General features: G+C 68.5%; 17 protein-coding genes. 6 read left to right on the top strand and 11 right to left on the bottom strand.

The genetic code is table 11. From position 1 onward, the window contains the following. Positions 1–20: 20 nt before the first annotated feature. Both recQ and ACT3T9_RS15055 read right to left on the bottom strand, forming a co-directional pair. The gene (gene recQ / locus ACT3T9_RS15060) at positions 21–1916 is read right to left on the bottom strand and encodes a DNA helicase RecQ (RefSeq protein ID WP_444606928.1); all 1896 of its coding nucleotides are present in this window, start codon (positions 1914–1916) and stop codon (positions 21–23) included. A 107-nt stretch (positions 1917–2023) separates the two neighbouring features. Then, positions 2024–3568, bottom strand: coding sequence for a DHA2 family efflux MFS transporter permease subunit (locus ACT3T9_RS15055; protein WP_444606927.1), 1545 nt, complete (start codon positions 3566–3568; stop codon positions 2024–2026). A 226-nt stretch (positions 3569–3794) separates the two neighbouring features. Between ACT3T9_RS15055 and ACT3T9_RS15050 the strand changes: the two genes are divergently transcribed. From ACT3T9_RS15050 to ACT3T9_RS15040, 3 genes are all read left to right on the top strand, one after another. Next, complete coding sequence (locus tag ACT3T9_RS15050) at positions 3795–4991, top strand: TM2 domain-containing protein (RefSeq protein ID WP_444606926.1); 1197 nt, start codon at positions 3795–3797, stop codon at positions 4989–4991. 178 nt (positions 4992–5169) lie between these two features. Next, a complete protein-coding gene (locus ACT3T9_RS15045) occupies positions 5170–5691 on the top strand; it encodes a CorA family divalent cation transporter (protein ID WP_442332682.1) in 522 nt (173 codons plus the stop codon). 199 nt (positions 5692–5890) lie between these two features. After that, positions 5891–7213, top strand: coding sequence for a short-chain fatty acid transporter (locus ACT3T9_RS15040; protein ID WP_444606955.1), 1323 nt, complete (start codon positions 5891–5893; stop codon positions 7211–7213). On the opposite strand, the gene ACT3T9_RS15035 is transcribed toward ACT3T9_RS15040, so the two are convergent. The 6 genes from ACT3T9_RS15035 to ACT3T9_RS15010 all read right to left on the bottom strand — a co-directional run bounded on the left by ACT3T9_RS15035 (position 7144) and on the right by ACT3T9_RS15010 (position 14302). Continuing rightward, entirely contained in the window at positions 7144–8136 is a 993-nt protein-coding gene (locus ACT3T9_RS15035; protein ID WP_441444584.1) for a carbohydrate kinase family protein, read from the bottom strand. The two genes, ACT3T9_RS15040 and ACT3T9_RS15035, sit on opposite strands and share 70 nt — an antisense overlap. Further along, entirely contained in the window at positions 8133–9563 is a 1431-nt protein-coding gene (locus ACT3T9_RS15030; RefSeq protein WP_444606925.1) for a GH32 C-terminal domain-containing protein, read from the bottom strand. The genes ACT3T9_RS15035 and ACT3T9_RS15030 overlap by 4 nt, the downstream gene beginning before the upstream one ends. 61 nt (positions 9564–9624) lie before the next feature. Further along, positions 9625–11235, bottom strand: coding sequence for an extracellular solute-binding protein (locus ACT3T9_RS15025; RefSeq protein WP_444606924.1), 1611 nt, complete (start codon positions 11233–11235; stop codon positions 9625–9627). A gap of 92 nt (positions 11236–11327) precedes the next feature. Beyond that, positions 11328–12278 (bottom strand): carbohydrate ABC transporter permease, encoded by a 951-nt coding sequence (locus ACT3T9_RS15020; RefSeq protein WP_444606923.1) that lies wholly within the window; start codon positions 12276–12278, stop codon positions 11328–11330. Between the two features lie 5 nt (positions 12279–12283). Then, a complete protein-coding gene (locus tag ACT3T9_RS15015) occupies positions 12284–13279 on the bottom strand; it encodes an ABC transporter permease (protein WP_441444580.1) in 996 nt (331 codons plus the stop codon). A 3-nt stretch (positions 13280–13282) separates the two neighbouring features. Then, entirely contained in the window at positions 13283–14302 is a 1020-nt protein-coding gene (locus tag ACT3T9_RS15010) for a LacI family DNA-binding transcriptional regulator (protein WP_441444579.1), read from the bottom strand. A 175-nt stretch (positions 14303–14477) separates the two neighbouring features. Here ACT3T9_RS15010 and ACT3T9_RS15005 point away from each other — a divergent pair, with 175 nt between their 5' ends. Beyond that, the gene (locus tag ACT3T9_RS15005) at positions 14478–15320 is read left to right on the top strand and encodes a hypothetical protein (protein WP_444502258.1); all 843 of its coding nucleotides are present in this window, start codon (positions 14478–14480) and stop codon (positions 15318–15320) included. Here the strand turns inward: ACT3T9_RS15005 and ACT3T9_RS15000 are convergent. The 3 genes from ACT3T9_RS15000 to ACT3T9_RS14990 form a co-directional block, all read right to left on the bottom strand. After that, positions 15260–16909, bottom strand: a complete 1650-nt coding sequence (locus ACT3T9_RS15000) for an NERD domain-containing protein (protein WP_444606922.1) — start codon at positions 16907–16909, stop codon at positions 15260–15262. The two genes, ACT3T9_RS15005 and ACT3T9_RS15000, sit on opposite strands and share 61 nt — an antisense overlap. Positions 16910–16993: 84 nt before the next feature. Then, positions 16994–17380 carry a hypothetical protein gene (locus ACT3T9_RS14995; RefSeq protein WP_441444576.1) on the bottom strand — a complete coding sequence of 129 codons (387 nt, stop codon included), beginning with the start codon at positions 17378–17380 and terminating at the stop codon, positions 16994–16996. A 152-nt stretch (positions 17381–17532) separates the two neighbouring features. Then, positions 17533–18285 carry an alpha/beta hydrolase gene (locus tag ACT3T9_RS14990; RefSeq protein ID WP_444502257.1) on the bottom strand — a complete coding sequence of 251 codons (753 nt, stop codon included), beginning with the start codon at positions 18283–18285 and terminating at the stop codon, positions 17533–17535. Positions 18286–18402: 117 nt separating this feature from the next. On the opposite strand from ACT3T9_RS14990, the gene ACT3T9_RS14985 reads away from it, so the two are divergent. Both ACT3T9_RS14985 and ACT3T9_RS14980 read left to right on the top strand, forming a co-directional pair. Continuing rightward, positions 18403–18972: a DapH/DapD/GlmU-related protein gene (locus ACT3T9_RS14985; protein ID WP_444502256.1), complete on the top strand. Its 570-nt coding sequence runs from the start codon at positions 18403–18405 to the stop codon at positions 18970–18972. Positions 18973–19055: 83 nt separating this feature from the next. Next, positions 19056–19808, top strand: coding sequence for a ZIP family metal transporter (locus ACT3T9_RS14980; RefSeq protein ID WP_444502255.1), 753 nt, complete (start codon positions 19056–19058; stop codon positions 19806–19808). The last annotated feature ends 2 nt before the right edge of the window (positions 19809–19810 follow it).

Raw genomic sequence — 19810 nt, 5'->3', positions numbered from 1 at the left:
AGCCCGTTCAACCCGCTCGTTCAGTCCGCCGCAGGCCCCGTCAGCGCGCCCAGCACGTCCTCCCCGTACTCGGCGAGCTTCTTCGCGCCGACGCCGCTGACCGCTCCGAGCTGAGAGACCGACTCCGGGCGGGCTTCGATGATCCCCACCAGGGTGGCGTCGGAGAACACCATGTAGGGCGGGATCTGCTTCGCCGAGGCCACGGCGGTGCGCCAGGTGCGCAGCGCCTCGAAGCGTTCCCGCTGCGCCGGCTCGAGGCTGTCGGCCGCACGGGAGGCGCCGGCAGTGCGTCGGCCGCCTCCGCGTGCGGGGCGCTTCGGGGTGCGGTCCACCGCGAGCTCGACGGTGACCTCGCTGCGCAGCACCGGGCCGGCCTGGGGCCCGGGGACCAGCACCCCGTACTCGCCCTCGGCCTCCACGATGCCGCGGGCCAGGAGCTGGCGGATGACTGTGCGCCATTCCTTCTCGCTGAGCTCGCCGCCGATGCCCCAGACACTCAGCTCCTGGTGGCGGGACTGGCCGGAGCGCTCGTTCTCCCGTCCCAGCAGCACTTCGACGACCTGCCCGGAGCCGAACTTCTGGCCCCGCTCACGCTCCAGCCGGATCAGTGCCGAGAGCAGCTTCTGCGCGGCGACGGTGGCGTCCCAGGTCTGCGGCGGGTTCAGGCAGGTGTCGCAGTTCCCGCAGGCCTCGAAATCCGCCTCCTGGCCGAAGTAGCTCAACAGCTGCACGCGGCGACAGGAGACCGTCTCGCACAGGGCGAGCATCGCGTCCAGGTGGGAACGGGCATTGCGCTTGAAGAGCTCGCTGCTCTCTCCGGTGTCGATGAACTTGCGCTGGCTGACGACATCGCCCAGGCCGTAGGCCATCCAGGCGGTGGAGGGCTGCCCGTCGCGGCCCGCACGGCCGGTCTCCTGGTAGTAGCCCTCGATCGACTTGGGCAGGTCGAGATGGGCGACGAAGCGGACGTCGGGCTTGTCGATGCCCATCCCGAAGGCGATGGTCGCCACGATGATCAGGCCATCGGCGCGCAGGAACCGCTCCTGGTGGTCCTGGCGCACCGCCGCATCGAGACCCGCGTGATACGGCAGCGCCGGGATGCCCCGCGCGACCAGCGCCTCGGCGGTCTGCTCCACGCTCTTGCGGGACAGGCAGTACACGATGCCGGATTCGCCTTCGTGCTCGGTGGTGATCAGCCGCAGCAGCTGCTCGCGGGGCGAGGCCTTGGGCTCGATGCGGTACTGGATGTTGGGACGGTCGAAGCTGGAGACGAAGTGCTCCGCCTCCTGCATCTGCAGCCGCTCGGTGAGCTCGCGATGGGTGGCCTCGGTGGCGGTCGCGGTCAGCGCGATCCGCGGCACGGCGGGGAAGGCCTGGGCGAGCACCGACAGTCCCAGGTAGTCGGGACGGAAATCGTGCCCCCACTGCGAGACGCAGTGCGCTTCGTCGATCGCGAACAAAGCCAGCCGGGCTCGGTGCAGCAGCTCCTGGGTGCGGGGGAGGACCAGTCGCTCGGGCGCCATGTACAGCAGGTCCAGCTCACCGGCCAGCAGCTGCTGCTCGACCGCCTGCGCCTCATGGAAGTCCAGGGTCGAGTTCAGGTAGGCGGCGCGGAGGCCGACGGCCTCGAGCGCCGCGACCTGGTCGCTCATCAGCGCGATCAGCGGCGAGACCACGATGCCGGTTCCCTCGCGCAGCAGTGAGGGGATCTGGTAGCACAGCGACTTGCCGCCACCGGTGGGCATCAGCACCACCGCGTCCCCACCGCGGGCGACCTGCTCGATGATCGCGGCCTGATCGCCGCGGAAGGAGTCATAGCCGAAGACGGTCGAGAGGATCTCCAGCGCTGCGTCCCCCTGCCCGGCTTCACCCTCACGGAGTGCGGAGAGCGGATCGGCGGCGCGCGAAGAGGTCATGACCGCCACTGTATTCGGGTGGGCCACGGGGCGGTGACCCAGGCGCAGCGCCTGTGGACAGCCGCACCTCCTGAACGCTGACCAGGTACGTCCGCGCAACGGCTTGCTCAGGCGTCTTCTTCCCACGCCCCTGAATCCACCGGCTTGCCGATCGCGAAGGACACGAGCACGCCCACCAGCGACAGCATCACCGGAAGCAGCATCGCGTCCGCCATGGCAGAGGCGAAGGGCTCCAGCAGGAGCGGTGGCAGGTCTGCGCTCGAGGAGCCACCTCCGGAGGATATCGCCGCCCCAGGATCACCCCCGACAACTTCGCTGAAGCGCACGGTGATGCGGTCGCTCATGACGGTCGCGATCCCCGCCGCTCCCAGCACCGAACCGACCTGGCGGGTCTCGTTGTACACCCCGGATCCCGCTCCGGCCTGCGACGGAGGCAAGTTGCGGGTCGCCGTCAGCGACAACGGCCCCCAGATCAGCGCGTTGCCGAGACCCACCAGCAGGAAGGGCATCAGCAACAGCACGATCGACGCGTCGGGCGTCATCAGCGCGGAGAGCCAGAACAGACCTGCGGTGAGCGAGGCGAAGCCGCCCACAGCCATCCAGCGCGGGTTGTACCGGGTCATGTTCTTTCCCACTACGGGCGCGAGGACGAGGGAGACCACCGCCATCGGCGCCGTCATCAGCGCAGCCTCGGTGGGGGACATGCCCAGCACCCGCTGGAAGTACAGGGTGATGGGGAAGGACAGGGTGAGCACGGTCGCACCCATCAAGGCGATGGCGATGTTGGCGACGGAGAAGTTCCGATCGCGGAACAGCGACAGCGGCACCAGGGGCTCCCGCCGGTTCAGCGCCTGCCAGATGAGGAAAGCCGCAATGCACATGATCCCGGCGACGATCAGGCCAGGCACGCTGATCGGCACCTGGGTATCCCACGAGCCGATCCTGAAGGAGTCGGTGATCGAACCCCAGCTGTAGCTGTTGCCCTCCTGGATCCCGAACACCAGCAGGAACAGCCCCGCGGCGGAAAGCACCACGCCGACCCAGTCGAAGGAGTGCGCCCGCCGCGCGAAACGAGGCACGTTCCGCCAGGCCAGCAGCAGACCGATGATCCCGACGGGCACGTTGACGAAGAAGATCCACTCCCAGCCGGGCCCGTCCACCAGCAGCCCGCCGACGATCGGCCCCACCAGGGTGGCGACCCCCGCAGTCGCACCCCACAGCGCCAGCGCCTGGCCACGGTCCTTCGGAGCGAACATCCTGGTGATCATGGACATCGTCTGCGGGGTCATCATGCCCGCGCCCAGGCCTTGGGCGACGCGGGCGAGGATCAGCATCTCGACGCTGCCGGACAGCCCGCACCACAGGCTCGCCGCGGTGAACACCGCCAGGCCCGCCATGTACATCGACTTCATCCCGAGCCGGTCGCCGAGACGTCCGGTGATCAGCAGCGGCACCGCGTAGGCGAGCAGATACGCGCTGGTCACCCACAGCAGGGAAGCGAGGTCGGTCCCGAGGTCCGCCTGCATGCGCGGGATCGCCACGGTCACGATCGTGGTATCGACGAGGATCATGAAGAAGCCCAGCACGATCGACCACAGGGCGGGCCACGGTCGGTCCAGGCGTGGATCGCGGTCGAGAGCGGTGGGGAGCATGCGAATCCTTCGACACGGTGGACGGTGCTCCGGCGAGAGCGACGGGGTGAACAGTACGCCCGCGGGGAGCCCTCGCGCAGGGCGGTGCGTTCGTCTGTCGGACCGGTCGTTGATGATTCAGGCAGCTTGATCGGAGTGCCGGTGGATCACCGGCGATCCACCCCGATCGGTCCCTCTCTTTCACCCTCTGGCGGACTGCCCAGTCCGCTCTCCTCAAGGAGCTTCGATGACCTCGATCCCGCCCCCGCCCCATGGCGGTTCCCCTCAGCAGCCGGGCTTCGGCCCCCAGAACCCGGGGCAGGGTTCGCCCTATCCGCCCGCGCCGCAGCCCCCGGGCTACGGCGGGCATCCAGCCTTCGGCCACCAGGGTCCCGCCGCCCCGCACTACGCTCCCGGTCCGTACCAGGGCGGGCCTGGCACCCAGGCCCCGGCGCAGCAGCCGCCGAAGGACTTCGTCGTGGCCTGGCTGCTGGCCCTCTTCCTCGGCTTCCTGGGTGTGGACCGCTTCTACCGCGGCTTCGTGGGTCTCGGCGTCCTCAAGCTCATCACCTGCGGCGGTGCCGGCCTCTGGACGCTCATCGACCTGCTCCTCATCGTGCTCACCGGTGGCAAGGACAGCACCGGCCAGCAGCTGGCCGGGTACGAGAAGAACAAGAAGGTCGCGTGGATCATCACCCCGATCGTCCTGGTCATCGGCCTGATCTTCGGCGGCACCAACCTCGCCACCGGCGGCGGCGGCGAGGCCTCGGGTGAGCGTGAGGAAGTCGTCGTCACCGCCCCGGCTGAGGCGGTCGAGGATGACGCGGTCGACGCGGTCGACGAGGAGGTGGCTGAAGCAGCTCCCGCGAGTGAGGAAGCCCCGCTCGAGGAGGTCGTCGTCACGGAGGAGGAGCCGGCGACGGAAGAGCCTGCCCAGGAGGCGGTCGTCGAGGAGGCGCCGGCTGCTGACGTCCCCGCGGCGCAGCAGGCGATGTCTGCTGCTGTCGCCCAGGGCCGCACCGATGCTGAGTCCGCCGAGACCGACCTGCAGGTCGCCAATGTGCTGAACGTGCGCAGCGATGCGATGTGCGAGTCCGTCCCCGACGGCGCAGTGCAGGACTGGATCGGCACCGTGGAGACGGTCGACGCGAATGGCGAGGGCAAGGCCGTCGTGGTGATCTCGATCGACGAGGACATCGAGATCGGCACCTGGAACAACGCCTTCTCCGATATCAGCGACAACACCCTGATCGAGCAGGGCACCGAGCTGTACGACTCGGCGCTGGGGCTCGCCCCCGGCGATACGGTGACGTTCTCCGGCACCCTGAAGTCCGGCACCGAGGGGAACGACGCCTGCTACTACGCCTCGAACCTCACCGAGGTGATGTCGATCGACTCCCCGGACTACATCATCACCTTCTCGGAGCTGACGAAGGTCGCGTGACCTCGTCAGATCCAGAACCTTGACGGGCCTCGGCGGAATGCCGGGGCCCGTCGGCCGTGGTGGGGTGCTGGCACGGCTGATCTCGGCCAGACTGCATGCAGCTCGCTCGGATCGACGAATATGGAGCGTATGGCGTCACCACCGCCACCTGTCTGAGCGTCGAGGAGGTGTGGGATCGATGGATATCGCTGAGACCACGAATGATGTGCATGAGCATCGAGAGGGTCTGCAGGGCGAGGAACTCGAAGACCGCACGACCGGCTTCACCTCCTCACCGCAGTGCCGGGTGTTGGGGCGTCTCCGCTCGGACCTGTTCCGGATCCAGGAGATCCAGGCGGTGCTTCATCGTCTGACCTCTCCGGACGAGGAGCTCGCACAACCGGTGCCCGAGGCGGAGCAGCGAGGGCTGGGACGAGCGGCAGCGGTGTTCGACGCGAATCGTTCAGCGTCCTCCCGTCTCTACGCGATGCTCGGAGACCTCCTCGCCGAGCAGGGAGTGCTCGTCTCCGAGCGGCTGACCCTGGTCGCGATGATCTTCCTCCCGCTCACGCTCATGACCGGCTTCTTCGGCATGAATTTCGCCTGGATGCAGGACTACACCGAAAGCTTCGGAGCATTCCTCGCCCTCGGGACCGTGCTCCCGGTGCTGTCTGCGCTGCTCACGCTCGCAGTTGTCCGTCACCTGACCCGCTCCACCTGAGCGCACGCACGGGCGTGGGAATCGCGCCACGCCATGACCCGATTCGTTCTATGGTGGTTCACGCCACAACCGCTGAGGGCCCCGTCACCTGCACAGAGCAGTGCAGACCGGCCCCACTTCCCCCTGAGGAGCACCCCCGGTGTCCAGCGCGCCCGAAACCCGCAGCACCAGGAAGGAGGGCACGGCGATCTCACGCGCCATGCGCCCTCTGAACCATGTGGTGGAGCGATTCATCCCCTCCGCCCTGGTGTTCTCGATCGTCCTGACCTTCATCGTGGCGATCCTGGGCCTGATCCTCACCGATACCGGGCCGGCCGATCTCGTCGTGCACTGGGGCGACGGACTGGCCGGGCTGCTGGCCTTCATGACCCAGATGGCGCTGATCCTGCTGCTGGGTCACATCCTGGCGAACACCGGGCCGGTGCGGAAGCTCCTGGCCTTCCTCGCCTCGATCCCGAAGACCGAGCTGAGCGCCTACGTCTTCGTCTTCGTCGTGGCTGCCGCGGCGTCGTTGATCACCTGGGGCCTGGGCCTCGTGGTCGGCGGCCTGCTGGCTCGTGAGGTGGCCTACCAGGGCCGCGAGCGCGGGCTCAAGCTGCACTTCCCGATGCTGGTGGCCGCGGGCTTCGGCGGCTTCGTCGTGTGGCACATGGGCTACTCGGCCTCCGGCCCCCTCACCGCTGCGACCGAGGGCTCGTTCCTCGCGGAGTCCCTCGGCGGGCAGACGGTCCCCATGTCCGAGACCGTCTTCTCCGGATGGAACATGATCGCCGCGGTGGTCACGATCCTCTTCGTCGCCGTCGCGCTGTTCCTGGTTGCGCCCCGCAAGGGCGACACGATCACGGAGCTGTCGATCGACGCGCGCGAGGTGGCGGAGGACGGTCAGGAGGAGATCGTGACCCCGGCCGACCGGCTCGACGCGAGCCGCCTGGTGACCGGGCTGACCGGGCTCGCCCTGGTGGCCTATCTGGTGCTGCACTTCACCCGCGGAGGCACGCTGACCCTGGACACCGTGAACTGGTCCTTCCTGGCCCTGATCCTGCTGCTGGTGAAGAACCCCTTTGAGCTGATCCACCTCACCAAGAACGCCGCCTCCAACGTGGGCGAGATCCTGCTGCAGTTCCCGCTCTACGCCGGGATCCTGGGGATGATGGTCGGCTCCGGGCTGGTGCAGGTCTTCTCCGATGCCTTCGTCTCGATCTCCAACACCACCACCTTCGGGCTGTTCGCCTTCCTCTCGGCGGGCCTGGTGAACTTCTTCGTCCCCTCCGGCGGGGGGCAGTTCGCGGTCCAGGGCCCGATCATGCTCAATGCTGGCGCCGAGCTCGGTGTGGACCCGGCGATCACCATCATGGCGGTCTCCTACGGTGACCAGTGGACCAACATGATCCAGCCGTTCTGGGCGATCCCCCTGCTGGCCATCGCCGGGCTGAAGATGCGCGACATCCTCGGCTACACCACGATCGTGCTCATCGCCTCCGGCATCGTGTTCGGCGGGACGCTGCTGATCGTCTCGCTCTGAGCCTCCGGGGGCAGCTCGTCGACGAACGGCGGCTGCGCCCCGGCCCGGCCGACGGTGATCGCCGCACAGCGCATCGCCGTGCGCGCCCAGGCCTCGGCCTGCTGCCGGGACACCGTCCCCGCGAGCAGCTCGCGCTGGCCGCCGGCGGCCAGCAGCGCGAAGAGCAGACCCGACATGAACGAGTCTCCGGCACCGATCGTGTCGATCACCGCCGCCGTCGGCGCTGGCAGCTCGCTGCGCCAGTCCGGGCCCGAGAGGGCGCAGCCGTCCGCCCCGCGGGTCACCACGACCAGGTGCACCCCGAGGCGGTGCAGGTGGGCGGAGGCCTCCTCGACGGTGGCTCCGGGATACACCCAGGCGAGGTCCTCGTCGCTCAGCTTCACCAGATGCGCGCGGGCCGCGAAGCCCTCGAGCTGCGCGTGCACCTGCTCCCGAGGCAGGCCGAGGCCGGGGCGCACGTTCGGGTCGATGCTGATCACGATCCCCGGCCCCGCCGCCGCGAGTGCTGCGAGGACCTGGCTCGCCCCCGGTTCGAGGACCATCGCGAGCGAACCGGTGTGCAGGACCCGGACGGGCCCAGCCGTGAACGGGCCGGGCTCCCAGTCGACCTCGAAGAGGTAGCCGGCAGACCCGTCGGCGGCGAGCTGCGCCTCGGCGGTCGAGGTCGCCCGCGCCAGCGGCGTCGGACGCACACGGACCCCGGCGGTCGCGAGATGCGACCGCAGCAGATCGCCGTGCGCGTCCGCGCCGAGAGCGGTCAGCAGCTCGGTCGGGACTCCGAGCCGGGACAGGCCGACGGCGATATTGGCCGGACTTCCTCCGGGATGGGCACGGGCCTCGCCATCTGCGGTGCGGACGAGGTCCACCAGCGCCTCGCCGACCACCAGCACCTGCCCGGCCCGATCTCCTCCCGGCTGGCTCATTCGGCGGGTTCCAGGCTGACGGTGACCTCCGAGCCCCCGGGGAAGATCTGCTGGGAGACCACGCCGCGGCCCCCGTCCAGCTCGAGGTCGATGCAGGACCGGTCCACGATCAGGTCGTAGGACACGCGGTCGCTCGGGACCCGGGGAGCATACGGATGCGAGAGCGAGTGGTCCGGGGCGAACGGTGCCGCATGAGCAGCGCTGCGGTCCAGGACGACGCGGCCCTGCGCATCCATCGAGAGGACGAGGGTCTGGGCCTGCGAGGAGCCATCGGCGAACCGCAGCACCAGCTGCTGCGGATCGAGGGCCGACAGAGTCCCGCGGACACGGAACGGCTCCTCGGCGTCCAGCATCGTCGACTCGCTGGAGCCGTCGGCGGCACCGTCGCCGAGCTCGAGCGTGCGGATCTCCGACGGCACCACGAGGTGCTGGATCACCTCGAGCGAGCCGTCGACCGTCGCCGCGAGGTGCAGCGTCCGCGGCAGGGTCATCGCCGAGCGCCAGGGATCGGTGGGGGTCTGCGTCGCGTACGCCCAATTGTTCATCCAGCCCAGCAGCACAGGGTCCCCCTCCACGCCGGAGAAGGAGACCGCCGCATAGCAGTCGGGTCCCAGATCCAGAGGGCGCGGCGATCCCTCGGAGGAGAAGCGGCGACCGTCGAAGTCGCCGATCAGCAGATAGGTGCCCGATCCGCCGGCAGGCCCCCCGGGGTTGGTGCTGAGCACGAGCACCCAGGCCTCCTGCCCGGGCCGTGCCCCGGGGCCCGAGACGGGCACCCGCAGCAGATCGGGGCACTCCCAGATCCCGCCGTCCACCTCGGGATGCGCGAACGTCGAGGAGGGCTCCCAGGTGAGCAGATCCGAGGAGGTGAACAGGTGGACGCGGTAGTCGACGGCCTCGACCGTGACCATCACCCAGCGTTCGGTCTCGGGGTGGAAGAACACCTTGGGATCGCGGAAGTTCTTGGAGTCGCGGTCCAGGATGGGGTTGCCCTCGTAATACGTCCACACCGTGCCGCCGTCGGTCGAGTAGGCGATGGACTGGGCCTGGATCCCGGCGCGGGTGGGATGGGACTCCGAGTACGCACTGGTGTAGAAGGCGACCAGAGGCCCCGGCTCGCCCGGTGCGGCCAGCCCGGAGCTGTTGGCGGCGTCGTGGACGACGCTGCCGGAGAAGATCATCTCGTTCTCCGAGCAGGGCAGCGCGACCGGCAGATGCGTCCACGTCGCGAGGTCGTCGGAGACCGCGTGGCCCCAGGAGAGATTCCCCCAGAGGCTGCCGTGGGGGTTGTTCTGATAGAACGCGTGCCAGCGGCCGTCGTACCGGATCAGACCGTTGGGGTCGTTCATCCAGGTGGCTTCTGGGGTCAGATGGAAACGAGGACGGAACAGCTCGGTACGAGATGCGGACAGGGCGGTGGGAGTCATGATCTCTCAGTCGACAGGAGTGGATGGGGGAGTGCTGGCGCCGGCGGCGCGGGGCACGGGGTCAGGAGTTCTCGGTGAAGCGGTCGTGGGCGGTCTGGTAGACCTCGACGATCTCGGGCAGTCCCATCGTCTCGAGCTGGGTCACGTAGCCGTCCCACTCGTCCTCGATGCCGCCCTTGACGATCCAGGTGGCGATCTTCTCGTTCACGAGCGTGGTGACGTCGGCCTCGAGCGTGCTGATCCGGTTCAGCTCCTCGACCGAGAGCATCACCGGCGGGTACTGCTCGTTCGCACGGTGCGGCTCGAAGTGCTCGACGATCTGCTCCTGGCGGACCGCGGCCCGGGGTTCGGCGAGCACGACGTTCGCGAAGTCGTCGGCGGTGACCATGAGCGGTCCGCCCGGGGCGACCTTGACGCGTCGCTCCTGCTCGGTCTGGCCGCCCTCCACGGGGATCTGCTCGAGCATGCCCTCGCCGTTCATCTCCTGCGAGGCGCCGATCGGCCCCCAGTTCGTCTGGGCGCTCATGACCGGGTCGAAGAGCATGTCGACCCAGCGCATGGTCGCCGCGGCGTACTCATTGGTGCGCGTGATCGCGAAGGCTCCGCGATTGATCTCCTGGTTGTTCGCGACGCAGGCCCGGATGACGCCGTCGGGACCGGGGAACAGCGGGACCAGCTCATAGCTGTCGGCCCGCTCCGGGCCGACCACCTCGGGTGCCTCCCAGAAGTAGAACGAGCCCAGCGCCTTCGGCTCCAGCTTGCCCTTGGCGACCATCTTCACGTAGTCCTGGGAGAAGGCCTCCTGGTCGATCAGCCCCTCGGTGAACCACGTGTGAAGCACGGCGATCGCGTCGCGGTAGCCGTCCTTGTTCGCGGTGAACTGGACCTCGCCGTCCTCCACGATGCGGTGATCGGGGGTGACGACCTGACCGCCGATGGCGGCGATGAGATCGCCGAGCGAGCTGCTTCCCATGAAGGACAGGGGGAGCGCCCCGGGCCCGGACTCCTTGAAGGCGAGCAGCGCCTCGTGGTACTCGTCGACGGTGGTGGGCATCGACAGACCGAGCTCATCCAGCCATCCGGTGTCGATGAAGAGCATCGAGGGGAAGGCCACCAGGCCCATCTCCTCGACCTTCGGGAGCGTGTAGATGTTGCCGTCGGAGGCGGTCATGGCGGCCCGGATGTCGGGCCGCTCCTCGAGCCGGGCCCGGAGGATCGGGGCGTGCTCCTCGATGAGGTCGTTGAGAGCGAGCAGCGTGCCGTTGGCGCCGTACTTCGCGACCTCGGCATCGGACAGGCCCGAGTTGAACAGCGCATCGGGCAGCTCACCGCTGGCCAGGAGGAGGTTCTTCTTCTCGGCCCAGACCTCGTCCGGCTCGTTGTCCCAGGAGATGGTGATGCCGGAGTCAGAAGCCCAGGTCTTCACGAGCTCCATGGACTCGTAATCGGGGGCGAGCGCGGACTTCGCTCCGCCGAACCGGAGCGTGAGCTCCTCCTCGACGATCGGCAGGCCGGAGTCGGTGAGCCCGACCTCGGCGGACAGGTCCTCGGTCTCCTTCGCGGAGGGCCGCCCGCAGGCGGCGAGGCCGGCGGTCAGGGAGAGAGCGGTGGCGCCAAGCGTGAACCGGCGGCGGGAGAGCAGGGAACGGGTCAGCAGGGGTTGGGTCAGCATGGTGAGACTCCTTCGTCACGGATTGCCGTGCAGTTGTTCGTATAACCGGGGGGACTGCAGAGGAGGGGCAAGGGTGGCCGGCGGGGGATCGGTCAGCTCTTCAGGGCGCCGAGGGTGGCGCCCTTGACGAAGTAGCGCTGGAGGAAGGGGAAGGCGATGAGCAGCGGGATCGTGGAGACGACGATCATCGAGTACTTCAGCAGCTCGCCCATCTTCTGGGCCGCGGCGGTGGAGTCCATCGATGCCATGTCCATGCCGGAGGCGGAGGCCTGCGACTGGATGAGCACGTTGCGCAGGATCAGCTGGAGGGGGTACTTCGACTCGTCGCTGAGGTAGATCATCGCGTCGAAGAAGGCGTTCCAGTTCGCCACGATGTGGATCATCGCCATGAGCACGATGAGCGGCTTCGACAGGGGCAGTGCGATGCCGAAGAAGAAGCGGAAGTCGGAGGCGCCGTCCAGCTGGGAGGCCTCCCTCAGCTCGGGGGAGAGGTTCTGCTCGAAGAAGGTGCGGGCGATGATGAGGTTCCAGACGCCCACCGCGCCGGGCAGCACCACGGCCCACATGGTGTCGAGCATCCCGAGCTCCTTGACCACGAGATAGCGCGCGATCATGCCGCCGTCGAAGAACATCGTGATCACGAACAGGATCATGAACAGGTTCCGGCCGGGCATGTCCTTGCGGGCCAGGGCGTAGGCACCGAAGAGGATCATCGTCACGCTGATCACGGTGCCGACCACGGTGTAGACCACCGAGTTCAGGAAGCCGCGCACGATGGTCGAGGTGCCGAAGATCGTGAGGTACCCGTCGAAGGTGATGCCCTTGGGGAGCAGGACGACCTTGCCCTGCTGGACCAGGTTCGGGTCCGAGATCGAGGCGATGACGATGAAGTACAGCGGATAGACGATCACGAGCATCGTGATCGCGATGAGCCCGTAGGTGACGACCGCGAAGAGCGGGTCGGCGAGGCGCTGCGCAAGGCTCTGGCGACGGGGTGCGAGGTCGGGGAGCGTGCCCCGAAGAGTATTGGTCGGTGTTGTCATCGGTATCACCACAGGCTCGACTGGTTGGCCTTCTTCGCGACCCAGTTGAAGGTCACCAGAAGGAGGAGGTTCAGGACGGAGTTGAACAGCCCGATGGCCGCCGAGTAGCTGAACTGGGCGCCCTGCAGGCCGACCTTGTACACATAGGTGTTGATGACCTCGGAGGTGGGCAGGTTCAGGTCGGTCTGCATCAGGTAGACCTTCTCGAAGCCGAGGTTGAAGATGTTGCCGACGGCGAGGATGAACAGGATCGTGATCACCGGGAGGATCCCGGGGATGTCGATGTGCCGGATCCGCTGGAAGCGGTTCGCCCCGTCCATGCGCGCGGCCTCATGGAGCGAGGGATCGATCGCGGTGAGAGCGGCGAGGTAGATGATCATCGAGAAGCCGGCGTTCTGCCACACGTCGGAGCCGATGTAGAGCGGGCGGAACCACTCCGGGGCGCCCATGAAGAAGATCGGCTGGCCGCCGAAGGTCGTGATCAGATGGTTGACCAGGCCCGAGCTCGGCGAGAAGAGGAGGTGGATCATGCCCACGACCACCACCACCGAGATGAATGAGGGCGAGTACAGGACGGTCTGCGTGAGCCGCTTGAAGCGTTCGCTGGGCAGCTGGTTCACGATCAGGGCCAGGATGATCGGCACCGGGAACGCGACCAGCAGGCCCACGGTGTTGATCGTCAGCGTGTTCGCGACGATGCGCTCGAACTGGAAGCTCGTGACGAAGGCCTCGAAGTGCTCCAGACCGACCCAGGGGCTCCAGAAGAAGCCGTCGACCGGGTTGTACTCGCGGAATGCGATCTGCGCGCCGTACATCGGCCAGTACTTGAACACGATCAGGTAGAGGACGGCCGGCGCGAGTAGTACGTATAACTGCCAGCTGTGGAGGATCCTTCGCAGGCGGGTCTGGCGCGAGGTGGATCTGCGGGACGGCGGGTGCGAGAGCTCCGGCGGCACGGGTGCCTGAGAGGTCGGAGGCCCGACGGCGGTGTCGGTGGTCATGCGTCAGCGTCCTTTCGGTGGAGCGACGGATCCGCGATGGATCACGGGGCAGGGGATGGCGTGGGTCGCGGCCGGGGCGGTCGGATCCAGGACGAGCGCGGCGGCACGCTCGCCCATCGCGATGAAGGGGAGCGCCACGGTGGTGAGCCCCGGGTGGAAGTAGTCCCGCAGGATGTCCTGGTCGTCGAAGCCGACGATCGAGACGTTCTCGGGGATGCTCAGGCCGAGGTCATAGATCGCCTGATAGGCGCCCAGGGCCGTACGGTCGTTGCCGCAGAAGATCGCGGTGGCGGGATCGTCCAGGCCGAGCAGGGCGTGCGCGCCATCGTGGCCGCTGCTGTGGTTGCCTTCGCCGGCGAAGAGGAGGTCCGGATCCGGGACGATGCCGGCCTCGGTCAGGGCGCGCTCGTAGCCGCGGCGTCGATCGCGGGCCGCGGGGATCCCCTCCCGGGGGAAGATGTTGATCATGCCGATGCGGGTGTGGCCCGCATCGATCAGGACCTGCGTCGCGTCGTAGCCGCCCTGCTCGTCATCGGGGATGACGCTGGGGATGCGGCCCGCGAGGTCGCGGGCGTTGAGGGCGACGGCGCGGGTCTCGAGCGCCGCGTCGGGGACGTCGAGCTCGCGGTGGTACATCGCCGTGTACAGGAGACCGCGCACCTGGTGGGACAGCATCGTGTCGATCGCGGCGGCTTCGAGCGCGGCGTCCCCTCCGGTGTCGACGGTCATCAGGGTGCTGCCCTCCTCCCAGACACGATCCTGGGCGCCCTTGATCATCTGGCCCGAGAAGGGGGAGGTGGCCACGTCGTCGCCGACCAGGCCGACGATCTCGGAGACGCCGGTCTTCAGCGTCTTCGCCTGGAGGTTCGTGCGGTAGCCGAGCGCGGCGGAGGCCTCGCGGATGCGCTCGGCCGTGGTCTCGGAAGCGCGCCCCGCATAGCGTCCGCTGAGCACGAGGGAGACGACGGCCTGGGACACTCCGGCCTTCGCGGCCACGTCGTGCATGGTGGGGCGCTGCGCCATGCCGTGCTCCTCGTCGTCCGGTCGCTGGGCGGTCCGCCCGACGAAGCGTTATTCGTATGACGTAGAGAGTGCGGGGTGCGGCTCGGTCTTGTCAAGAGGTTCGCGGCAATCAATCGAGCCGGGTTTTTCGCTCGGCGCGCGCGGCATGCGCAGCGGCCGGGAGCCGCGCGCAGAGGTGCTCCGCACCTCCTGCTCCCTGGTTATTCTGACCCCGGGGACGCCGCCGGGGTGGCTGCGCGAGCACGAGCGGGACGAGACGGTCGAGACGGACGAGCAGGAGCGGCCTGATGAGGCCAAGATGCCGCCCAAGGCCACGGGAGCGCGGTTCTGGGGTCCGGTGGTGGGGTTCGGCGTCGTGTGTCTGGCGCTGGTGCTCGTGGCGGTGTTCGTGGTGATCGGTGGGATGCGCCGCGACGCCGTGGCGAGGGTGGAGGCCTCCCACTCGGAGGCCGCGGCCGACGAGAGCCGGTCAGCGGCCGCGGAGAGGGAGAGCGAGGAGGCCGTCGAGGCAACAGCGTCCGCCCAGGCCGCCGAGACGGCGAAGGCCGCGGCGGCCTTCCCGATGGAGGTCACCGGAGTCGAGCGAGCGGGCGTGCTCTACGCCGGGACGGACTACGAGATCACGGCCGAGGGAGAGTTCGTGGTCGTCGAGATCGCGCTGACGGACAACAGCACCGAGGTGCTGTCGCCTCTGAGCACCTACGAGCTCATCGACGCCGACACACTGATCCACTCTCGCCAGAAGCCGTCCGGTCTGCTCTCCACGGACCCGGCGAAGGAGCCCACCATGAGAGAGCTCGCCCCCGGCGAGAACGCGGTGTACCAGCTGATCTTCGACGTTCCGAAGGGGACCGAGGCCGCCTCGGTGAAGCTCACGCCGGTTCTCCCCAGGCAGTCCTCCCCGCGGTCTACGCGCCGGTCGAGGAGTGACGCCGGGGCCCGGCGACCTTCCTCCGTCTACCTGCCGCGGATCCTCTGCAGCACATCGCCGCCGCCGGCATCCCAGATCTCGCCCTGATCCCCGACCACCACCAGCAGTGACCGCGGCCGTGAGAGCCCCACGTACAGCAGTTGCGGGGCACGCTCGGCCGAGCCGAAGCCATTGATGGCGAGCACCACCACGGGCCGCTCAAGGCCCTTGAAGTTCAGCACGTGCCCGTAGAAGACATCCGTCGCAGCGAAGAACTCGTCCCAGTAGCCGTCATAGCCGTACTGCTCCACCTGTTCCTTCTGGACCGGGTGACGACTGCGGGTGGTGAGCAGGGCGATCTGGCCGGGCTTCCAGCCCTCGTCCATGAGCTGCTCGACGACATCGTCGGCGGCGGCGACCGCCTCCGCGGAGAGGGACTCCACGTAGCGGACCGGGGCTCCGTCGTCCATCCGCGGGTTCTGCGTGAGCGGGGTGAGCGGCGCGAAGGTGCGGGCGATCGACTTGGTGTTGCGCAGGTTATCGTCCAGCGGGAAGGGATTCAGGGTGATCGGGGCGCGGCCCTCCCGATCGAACACGCTCTGGTGCTCGTCGGTGAACACGAATAGCACCCCCTCCCCGGGATCCCGCAGGCATGGCTGCAACCCGTCCCACCAGACATCTGCGAAGTCCTGCGCCTCATCGACCACGATCGCGTCGAACAGCTCCTCCGGATCCTGGACGGCGGCGAGCTCGGCGAGACGGCGGGGGAGATACTCCTCGTAGTAGGTGACGGGATCGCCGTCGAACTGCTCCTCGGTCTCCGCTCCCCAGCGCACCGGGAGGTCGTGGAAGAGCCCGACGTAGGCGGGTCGCTCCTCCTCAGGCCACGTGGCGGCGAGCAGCTGGAAGTGCCGAGCCAGGCCGCGGGAGTAGCACAGCAGGGCTGTGCGGAAGCCGTCGCGGGCCAGGGTGCGGGCCTTGATCATCGCCAGGTGGGTCTTGCCCGAACCGGCCCCGCCGATGATCTGCGCCCGGTGCTGGAAGCGCAGCAGCGCGATCGCCCTCTCCTGCTCACTGGTTCGCGCATTGCCTGCGTCCGCGATCTCGCGGGCCAGCAGCTGATGGTTCTCGATCGCGCGATGGGTCCGACGCAGCCGCTTCACCGCGTAGGCGCACTGCTGCGCATCCAGCGGCGGGTACACCCCACGGGTCTGGGCGTTCAGGGCATGCACGATCCGGTCCGCGAGGCGGGGCAGGTCGGTGCTGTCCAGGGTGATGCCGCGCGGTGCCTCGGGGACGTCCCAGTCGCTCGGCAGCTCGGTGTAGGGCAGGACAGCCAGGTGCACGGCGCGGCCGATGTTCCGGGATGCTCCCGCGTTGAGGTACTCGATGAGGTGATGCTTCGCCTTCTGCGCCTGATCGATCGGGGACTTCTTCAGCTCCCGCTGCCCGCTGCGGTCACCCTGATACCAGCGCCCGTCCCGCAGAGAGACCCGCCCGCCCTTGACCTCGATCACCGCCAGGCCGAAGCCCGGCCACAGCACCAGAAGATCCGCCTCGATCTCCTCGCCTCCCGCGGTGAGGCGCTGCCCGGCGATCAGCACGGCGTCGTCCGGCAGCTGAACGCTCAGGTGATCCCACACCGTCTGCTCGGCTGCGGAGGCGAAGTCGGGCTGCGCGGGGTGGGTGATCGGCATGGCGCTCCTCAGAGTCTGGCCGGCGTCGTCGCTGGCGGGGCCAGGCTACCGAGACAGGAGGGATTCCTCAGCGCCAGGTCCTGCTCAGTCGCAGGTGTCGCACACCCCGGTCGAGGGGAGCGCGTAGAAGCAGCTCGGGCAGAAGGTGAGCCGCTCCTCGCCCTTGGACGACGTGGCCGAGCGGGGGCGGAAGGAGGACAGCGCCAGTCCATGCCAGTCCGGCTCGGGGCGCTCCTCGGGTGCGAGCCCCTTGCGGAACTCGACATATCCCGGGTAGAGGTACATCACCGAGCGGCCCTCGGCATCCTGTGCGGTGACGCTGCCATTGGATGAGGTGCGGTAGAAGGTCACCGCTTCCACCCGGTCGAAGTTCTCGCCGATCAGGCGGATGTCTCCGACGGACCAGTCTGGATTCCAGCCCAATGCTTCAGTGCGGGTCATCCGGCGGCGGTGGGAGATATCCGTAGTCATCTGCCCAGTAGAGCACGGAGTCCCAGGGGCGGCCGACGGGGCAGGTCATGGCCGCGCGCCGGATATCCCCGATCCGGCGCGCAGACCGAGAAACTCTCTCACGCCAGGTCACCCCTCTTCGCCGCTCCATCAGGGGCGCCGAGGAATATCTCTCAGCCGCGGGCCGCGAGGAACTCGGCCACCGCAGCGCTGACCGCGACATTCATCTCCTGGTCGGAGAGGGTCGCCGTCCCGTCTCCGGACTGCGCACCGTAGTCGCCGAAGCTCGCATGGCTCGCGCCGTCGACCTCGACCATGGTCGCAGTGCTCGGCAGGCGGTCACGGTGCGCGAGGATGTCCGCCGGAGTCGAGAGCCCATCCTCGCCGCCCGCGAGGCTCAGCACGGGCAGCTGAGCAGTGGAGAGGTCGTCGGCGCAGTACGCCGCGAACAGCACCAGAGCGTCGGCCTCGAGGGCGAGCTGGCAGGCGCGCACCCCGCCGAGCGAGTGACCGCCCACGAGCCAGGTCTCGACCTCGGGCGCGGCACCGGTGAAGAGATCCAGGTCGCGCCGATCCAGCAGGGCCAAGTTCAGCGTGGGCTTCACGATCACCACGGTCATGCCCTGCGCAGTGACCAGATCCGCCAGGCGCGCGACATATGCCTCAGGCTCGACCTTCGCCCCGGGGTAGAAGACGAGCCCGGTGCGGGCGGGGCCGGACTCCGCTGGCTGCAGGAGCAGCGAGGTGTCGGTCTCGGCGAGCGAGAGGCGAGGGTCCTCGACGACGTTGCGCAGCGGTGCTGACTCTGCGGACATGACGCCGATTCGGCTCCATGCCACGATGCCCACCACCGCGAGCAGCACCAGCACGAGCACGGCGACCAGGGATCGCAGCAACCAGCGGCGAGCAGAGCGGGCGGACATCATGGGAGCACGGTAGTCCGTGCAGCGCCCGCCTCTCGGCCCACCTGGTGCGAACCCGCTGGGTACGCTGGATCGACTCGCCGCCTGATCGAGGCGCGGCCACTCGTAGAAGGCAGCTCCATGACACTCGCCGACCTGCTCAGCGCCCTCGACTCCGGCGAGACGGTGCCTGCGAACTCCCCCTTGCACGCCGTGATGCACGAGACCAGCCAGGAAGCGCTGCGGATCACCGGCGAGCTCAACGGCAGCTACCACGAACCGGCGCGCGTGCGGGAGCTGCTCACCGAGCTCACCGGTCGCCAGGTCGACGAGAGCGTCACCCTCTTCCCACCCTTCACCTCCGACTTCGGCAAGAACATCCGCCTGGGCAAACGCGTGTTCCTCAACGCCGGCTGCCGCTTTCAGGATCAGGGCGGGCTCGAGATCGGTGACGACTGCCTCATCGGTCACAACACCGTGATCGCCACGTTGAACCATGACCTCGCCCCCAGCCGCCGCGGGGACCTGCACCCCTCCCCGGTGGTGATCGGTAAGAACGTCTGGGTCGGCGCGAACGTCACGATCCTGCCCGGCGTCACCATCGGGGATGACGCGGTGATCGCGGCGGCGTCGGTCGTCACCAAGGACGTGCCGGCACGAGCCCTCGTGGTCGGCTCCCCGGCGCGGGTGCTGAGGACCGTCGTGGGCTGAGTCCTCGACGGTGACACCGTCCACGGCTGAGGAGAGGGCTATCGTCGGCACCCACCGCGCCCGATCGATCGTGAGGAGACGACATGGCTCCCTGGCTGCTCGCCCTGCTGGCAGGGCTGATCGTCGGCGGTGCGCTGCTGCTCGGCAGCGCGATCGCCTGGTTCGTGAAGGTCCCGCCGGCGATCGTCGCAGGGATCATGGCCTTCGGCGCCGGGGTGCTGATCTCCGCGCTCACCTTCGAGCTGGTCTCAGACGCGATGGACCAGGGCGGGCTGCTCGCCACAGCCGGCGGCTTCCTCGCCGGCGCTCTGATCTACGTGGGACTGAACATCGTGCTGGCCCGTTATGGCGCCCGGCACCGCAAGCGCAGCGGTGAGCAGCAGACCTCCGAGGACGAGCAGTCCGGCAGCGGGGGAGCAATCGCGATCGGCGCCCTTCTGGATGGGATCCCCGAGTCCATGGTGCTCGGGCTCAGCGTGCTCGCCGGCCCGGGACTGAGCATCCCGATGTTCGCCGCGGTGTTCATCTCCAACGTGCCGGAGGGGCTCTCCAGCAGCGCCGGCTGGAAGCGTGCCGGGCGCAGCCGCAGGTACGTGTTCGGGATCTGGGGTGCGATCGCGCTGGCCTCCGGGCTCGCCTCGCTCGCCGGCTTCCTGCTGCTGGACGGGGCACCTCCCGCGACCCTCGCGGTGGTGAACGCGCTCGCCGCCGGAGCGATCCTCGCCATGATCACCGACACCATGATCCCCGAGGCCTTCGCGAAGGACTCGCTGTACACCGGGCTGCTCGGGACCCTCGGCTTCCTCGCGGCGCTGACGCTGCACGCGATGGGGTGAGC

It is taken from the genome of Brachybacterium sp. AOP29-B2-41 (assembly GCF_052378395.1).
Taxonomy (GTDB): Bacteria; Actinomycetota; Actinomycetes; order Actinomycetales; family Dermabacteraceae; genus Brachybacterium.
This window is presented reverse-complemented; position numbering and strand designations above follow the sequence as displayed.

What these genes read in the sequence shown, in the direction of transcription:
- ACT3T9_RS15015 (WP_441444580.1), bottom strand. Translation starts at nt 13,279, where the DNA reads ATGACCACCGACACCGCCGTCGGGCCTCCGACCTCTCAGGCACCCGTG.
- ACT3T9_RS14980 (WP_444502255.1), top strand. Translation starts at nt 19,056, where the DNA reads ATGGCTCCCTGGCTGCTCGCCCTGCTGGCAGGGCTGATCGTCGGCGGT.
- ACT3T9_RS15050 (WP_444606926.1), top strand. Translation starts at nt 3,795, where the DNA reads ATGACCTCGATCCCGCCCCCGCCCCATGGCGGTTCCCCTCAGCAGCCG.
- ACT3T9_RS15055 (WP_444606927.1), bottom strand. Translation starts at nt 3,568, where the DNA reads ATGCTCCCCACCGCTCTCGACCGCGATCCACGCCTGGACCGACCGTGG.
- ACT3T9_RS14990 (WP_444502257.1), bottom strand. Translation starts at nt 18,285, where the DNA reads ATGATGTCCGCCCGCTCTGCTCGCCGCTGGTTGCTGCGATCCCTGGTC.
- recQ (WP_444606928.1), bottom strand. Translation starts at nt 1,916, where the DNA reads ATGACCTCTTCGCGCGCCGCCGATCCGCTCTCCGCACTCCGTGAGGGT.
- ACT3T9_RS15045 (WP_442332682.1), top strand. Translation starts at nt 5,170, where the DNA reads ATGGATATCGCTGAGACCACGAATGATGTGCATGAGCATCGAGAGGGT.
- ACT3T9_RS15035 (WP_441444584.1), bottom strand. Translation starts at nt 8,136, where the DNA reads ATGAGCCAGCCGGGAGGAGATCGGGCCGGGCAGGTGCTGGTGGTCGGC.
- ACT3T9_RS15020 (WP_444606923.1), bottom strand. Translation starts at nt 12,278, where the DNA reads ATGACAACACCGACCAATACTCTTCGGGGCACGCTCCCCGACCTCGCA.
- ACT3T9_RS14995 (WP_441444576.1), bottom strand. Translation starts at nt 17,380, where the DNA reads ATGACTACGGATATCTCCCACCGCCGCCGGATGACCCGCACTGAAGCA.
- ACT3T9_RS15000 (WP_444606922.1), bottom strand. Translation starts at nt 16,909, where the DNA reads ATGCCGATCACCCACCCCGCGCAGCCCGACTTCGCCTCCGCAGCCGAG.
- ACT3T9_RS15030 (WP_444606925.1), bottom strand. Translation starts at nt 9,563, where the DNA reads ATGACTCCCACCGCCCTGTCCGCATCTCGTACCGAGCTGTTCCGTCCT.
- ACT3T9_RS14985 (WP_444502256.1), top strand. Translation starts at nt 18,403, where the DNA reads ATGACACTCGCCGACCTGCTCAGCGCCCTCGACTCCGGCGAGACGGTG.
- ACT3T9_RS15040 (WP_444606955.1), top strand. Translation starts at nt 5,891, where the DNA reads ATGCGCCCTCTGAACCATGTGGTGGAGCGATTCATCCCCTCCGCCCTG.
- ACT3T9_RS15025 (WP_444606924.1), bottom strand. Translation starts at nt 11,235, where the DNA reads ATGCTGACCCAACCCCTGCTGACCCGTTCCCTGCTCTCCCGCCGCCGG.
- ACT3T9_RS15010 (WP_441444579.1), bottom strand. Translation starts at nt 14,302, where the DNA reads ATGGCGCAGCGCCCCACCATGCACGACGTGGCCGCGAAGGCCGGAGTG.